Origin of the sequence: Psychrobacter sp. (genome assembly GCF_036731945.1) — a bacterium.
In the GTDB taxonomy this organism is placed as follows: domain Bacteria; phylum Pseudomonadota; class Gammaproteobacteria; order Pseudomonadales; family Moraxellaceae; genus Psychrobacter.
On record NZ_DAINDI010000049.1, the window covers coordinates 6,371 to 10,950 of the forward strand.

4 protein-coding genes are annotated in these 4,580 nt (G+C 42.2%); 2 read left to right on the plus strand and 2 right to left on the minus strand.

Translation table 11 applies throughout. From position 1 onward, the window contains the following. Positions 1-488: 488 nt before the first annotated feature. A complete protein-coding gene (locus tag V7D75_RS10420; protein ID WP_200662529.1) occupies positions 489-1,337 on the plus strand; it encodes a DUF2382 domain-containing protein in 849 nt (282 codons plus the stop codon). Between the two features lie 209 nt (positions 1,338-1,546). Next, entirely contained in the window at positions 1,547-2,284 is a 738-nt protein-coding gene (locus V7D75_RS10425; protein ID WP_333614506.1) for a YsnF/AvaK domain-containing protein, read from the plus strand. 115 nt (positions 2,285-2,399) lie between these two features. Here the strand turns inward: V7D75_RS10425 and V7D75_RS10430 are convergent, their stop codons facing one another. Together V7D75_RS10430 and V7D75_RS10435 are read right to left on the minus strand one after the other, a co-directional pair. Next, positions 2,400-2,957, minus strand: a complete 558-nt coding sequence (locus V7D75_RS10430) for a hypothetical protein (protein WP_333614507.1) — start codon at positions 2,955-2,957, stop codon at positions 2,400-2,402. A gap of 298 nt (positions 2,958-3,255) precedes the next feature. Then, positions 3,256-4,580 (minus strand): preprotein translocase subunit SecA (locus tag V7D75_RS10435; protein ID WP_333614508.1); only part of this gene is annotated, 1,325 nt, incomplete at its 5' end.

The following is a 4,580-nucleotide window of genomic DNA, read 5'->3' on the forward strand; positions in this document are numbered from 1 at the left end:
AATTGAAATTCTGATTTAAAATTTCGACTGATTTTCTAGAAAATTTAAAACCGCATTGCTCATGGCTGTGCGGTTTTTTTATACCTGAAAATGACAAATACCGCAAAGCGGTGCACACGCTGTAAGAAAGCCTTAACTTAATTTTATATAGTAACGGCGTCATTTACAGCCTATTACACGCAATTACCTCAAGCGCACACTTTGCTACCTTGCTCATATATCGTATCGAAAAACCTGCTGCTACGATAATAACAAGTTGATGGAGAGGCTGCTTATTAACGATAGCTAGTCCTTAATGATAGCGAGATTCTATTAATAACCACTAAGACAACTTCTTCATCCGACCTTGTTAATTTATAAGTGTTCAGTTTAGAACAATTTTAAAAAAGCAAACGACAACTTTTGGCAATGCCAACTTTATAGCATTGCCATTTTATAAAAAATAATTATTAATCAAATAAACTTACTCATAAAAAAGGAAGACAATAATGAGCCAACTAATTCGTTTAAGAGATATCCAAGCAACTCACCGTGACCTAATTGGTGATGACTATTATGATCCAACTGGTAAAACTGCTTATGGCGTCAATGAAGAAAAAATCGGTAAAATCGAAGGCGCGCTAGTAGAAGATACCACTGGTCGTATTCGTTATTTAATCGTTGATGCAGGCGGTTGGTTCAGCTCAAAAGAAGTGTTGGTTCCAGCAGGTCTTGCTCGTATCGTCGGTGACGACGTCTTCTTTGATAGCTTAACGCAAGCACAAGTGGAAGCGATGGAAGTCTATGATCACGATTATCAGTACAGCTATAAAGAGCAGTACGAAAAAGACCGTCAATCATTCGCTGCTGATACTGTGCCAGAAGCAGAACGTATGGAAATCGCTGACCATGCTTACAACGCACCAAACACGTTAGAGCTACTAGAAGAGCGTTTGACAGTGAATAAAGACCGCATCGTTGCAGGCTTAGTAAAAGTTGGTAAGCATGTCGTTACCGAAGAGCGTAATGTCAATGTTGACCTTGAAGAAGAGCATGCCAACATTCAACGTACCAATGTAGATCGTCCAACCGATCGCCGCATCGGTGATGTAGATGGCAATCAAACGGTCGAAGTTGAACTAGAAGCAGAACGTGCTCGCGTCAATAAAGAAACCTATGTCGCTGAAGAAGTAAACGTCGGTAAAACTACCGAACGTCATACTGAAACCATCGCTGAAACCATCCAACGTGAAGAATTAGATATCGATGGTGATGGTAATGTGGTTGACCGCGAAGGTAACCTTTTTGACCGCGATGATATCACTGCCGAAGACGTCCGCCGCGCTCGTGGTATGTAATACGCAATACTTTCGCACTTTGCATAATTCTTAAGGAGGATTTCTTAGCAATTGATAATAAGAAATTGATGATAAGAAATAACCATTAGAAAAACAAAACTTAGATATGCATCGCGCGATAGTAATAAGCAGCTGAGTGACAAGCTCAGTGACTAAGACCAGAGCTTGCCTCTGGTCTTTTTTTATACCTCTTTTTAAGGAACACTACCATGATTAACGACGACAAAAAAATTGACCCACAACAAACGCATCCACGCTCATCTTTGACAAATGCCCCTAATCCTACTTCGCATTTAGAGCAAATCGCTAATCACAGCGGTGAGAACAAATTGCCTGCGCCAGATTTGTCCGCTACTGATTTATCCGATACTAATCAGCAGCAAACTGTGTCGAGCAGTAAAAAAGAAGGCTTAGAAAATAATTTATCTACTAATTTAGCAAACCATCAAACCAATACAGGCAATGATGGCTATTTAGAATTATTAGAAGAGCGTCCTGTCATTAATAAAGAACGCTTGGATGTTGGCAAGGTGACGGTAACCAAGCACAGACGCACTAAAACCATTGAAGTGCCTATTGAGCTGATAGAAGAATATATTACCGTACGTACTGATTATCAAGACGCAGAGAGTCAGGATTTACTATCAGGTAATTATGATGACAAGGACATATTGCGCCATGTTGAGCCGTCGCTAGATAGTAAAGCAGTCGTGACCATCAATGGCAAGCAGGTTGAGATTGGTGACGCGCCGATTGAGATTGTCTTATCGCGTCAGGTAGCGACGATTACCAAAGACACCCACGTCATTCAAGAAATAGAGATTAATAAAACCACGCATACCCATACCGATAGCATTCAAGTAGCGCTTCAACACGAGGAGCTAGATGTTAAAGAAGAAGGTTATCTAGCACACGAGCAACAAAACAATGCGGCTGATAAAAAATAAAACTTAGGAAAAACGAGATAATAAAGCATAAAGCGTTTTTGTAAGCAGCCAGCAGCCTTAAAACCAAATAAAAAAGCAACGTTAACGTTGCTTTTTTTATTTGCTAAATTTGCGCTTAAGCGGCTTTTTCTGCCGTTTTAGTTTCAGACGTTGGTGATGTTTTACATTCATAAGTACTGACGTTTTCTGAATCGGCACCAGCGGTACGCATCACGCCAGTTTCACGATCTTCATGCGCCACGCGCCACTGGATAAAGCCTTCACCACCGTCAAATGAAGTATCAAGATTGAAAACTTCAGGGTTGGTCGCATCATTGGTTTTGGTCAAAGTTACTGTACCTTGGGCGGTCTCGAGAATCACTTGTTTGTCAGCGTCTTTGTAAGTCGCTTCAACGGCTAGTGCCGGTGAACATGAGTAGCTCATTTGCTTGACGCCAGAATTAACAGACGCTACGGTATCGTCTTCCACATCGCTGACTGGGGCATCTACCACCACATCACTTGGCTCAGCAGGCTCTGCGGACATAGGCACCGATTGCTCTTCACTGATACTGTCTTCTAGACTTGGTTCTGGCTCTTGCTGTTGTTGACAGGCACTAATTGTCATCGCGCCAGCGAGCAGACCGGTAAGAACGACAGAGGTACGTAGTTGTTTTAATAATTCTATATTCATGACACTCTCCAAAAAAATATGTTAAATACTATAGCCTGTCTGTAAATTTACGCCTATGCTGAATTTGTAATTAATCACTACAAAATTGCTGTTACTTTTATATTCTTAATAGTTAGACCATTTAGTAATAGAGTCAAAGTCACTTAAAAACGCTAAAGATTAAAAGTAAAAGATACTGTTGGAATAATTTTTTCTATCGAAATTCTTATGGCTATAAATCTTATAGATATAAAAAAGTCCCTATCTAAATAAGACAAGGACTTTTTATCATAGCTTAACAATGGTTGATTATCAATATTTAGATTTTACCATGACACTGCTTATACTTCAGGCCTGAACCACAAGGACATGGCGCGTTACGGCTTATATTCATCCCAGCGTATGGGTTAGGCTCACTGGCATTGTTGGTGCCACTGCCCGCGATAGACCCTGCTGTTACGCCAGCAGCAACGCTACGGTTTTGCGCCGCCGGTCGCTCTACGCCACCATCCATATTGTCGATATCACTGTGCTCAAACTGCATTTGCATATGCGCGGCGTTTTCACGCTGCTGAGCTTCTAACGCTTCTAACTCTTCTTTGGTTGGGATATGCACGCGTGATAAATCTTGTACGGTTTCAGATTTAATCGCGCCAAGCATCATTTGGAACAGCTCAAATGATTCACGCTTATATTCTTGCTCAGGATTTTTTTGCGCATAACCGCGCAGATGGATACCTTTACGTAGCTGATCCATTTGGGTCAAATGCTCTTTCCAATGCTTATCCAAACTTTGTAGCATAAAATGACGCTCGAGCTGGGCGGCATCTTTTTCGCCCATTTGTTCACGGCGGGCATGATAGCGATCCAATGCCGTTTGGATAATTTTGGCACGTAAGCCTTCTTCATCTAGGCGGCGATCTTCATCCAGCCAATCGTTAATCGGCATTGAAATTTTAAACTCATCTTCAAGCTCGTCTTCTAAGCCGTCGATATTCCATTGATCATCGATAGAGCCTGGCGGAATAAACTGATCAATCATGGCATTGTAGACTTCATGATGCATGACTTCGATGGCCTCCAATAAATCCATCTCTGCAAGCAAATCATCGCGCTGACCATAGATAACTTTACGCTGCTCATTGGCGACATCATCGTATTTCAATAGGTTTTTACGGGCATCAAAGTCGCGACTTTCGACTTTACCTTGCGCGTTTTCAATCGATTTTGAAACCATTTTATGCTCGATGGCTTCGTCTTCTTTTAGACCCATGGCGCGCATCATATTCACCACGCGGTCACCCGCAAAAATACGCATCAAGTCATCTTCGAGTGATAAGAAAAAGCGCGACATGCCAGGGTCACCTTGACGACCAGCACGACCACGTAGCTGGTTATCGATACGGCGTGATTCATGACGCTCAGAGCCAATGATATGTAGACCACCAGCCGCAACGACTTGGTCATGCTTGACCTGCCATTCTGCTTTTAGGCGCGCCATCTCTTCCGGACTGACCGCATCAATATCTTCGATAAACGACTGCCAATTACCGCCCAAGATAATATCGGTACCACGGCCTGCCATGTTGGTCGCAATCGTTACAGCCTTTGGACTACCAGCTTGTGCGATGATTTCTGCTTCAC

Excerpts from the sequence above, each read along its gene's own strand:
- V7D75_RS10420 (WP_200662529.1), top strand. The coding sequence starts at position 489 with ATGAGCCAACTAATTCGTTTAAGAGATATCCAAGCAACTCACCGTGAC.
- V7D75_RS10425 (WP_333614506.1), top strand. The coding sequence starts at position 1,547 with ATGATTAACGACGACAAAAAAATTGACCCACAACAAACGCATCCACGC.
- V7D75_RS10430 (WP_333614507.1), bottom strand. The coding sequence starts at position 2,957 with ATGAATATAGAATTATTAAAACAACTACGTACCTCTGTCGTTCTTACC.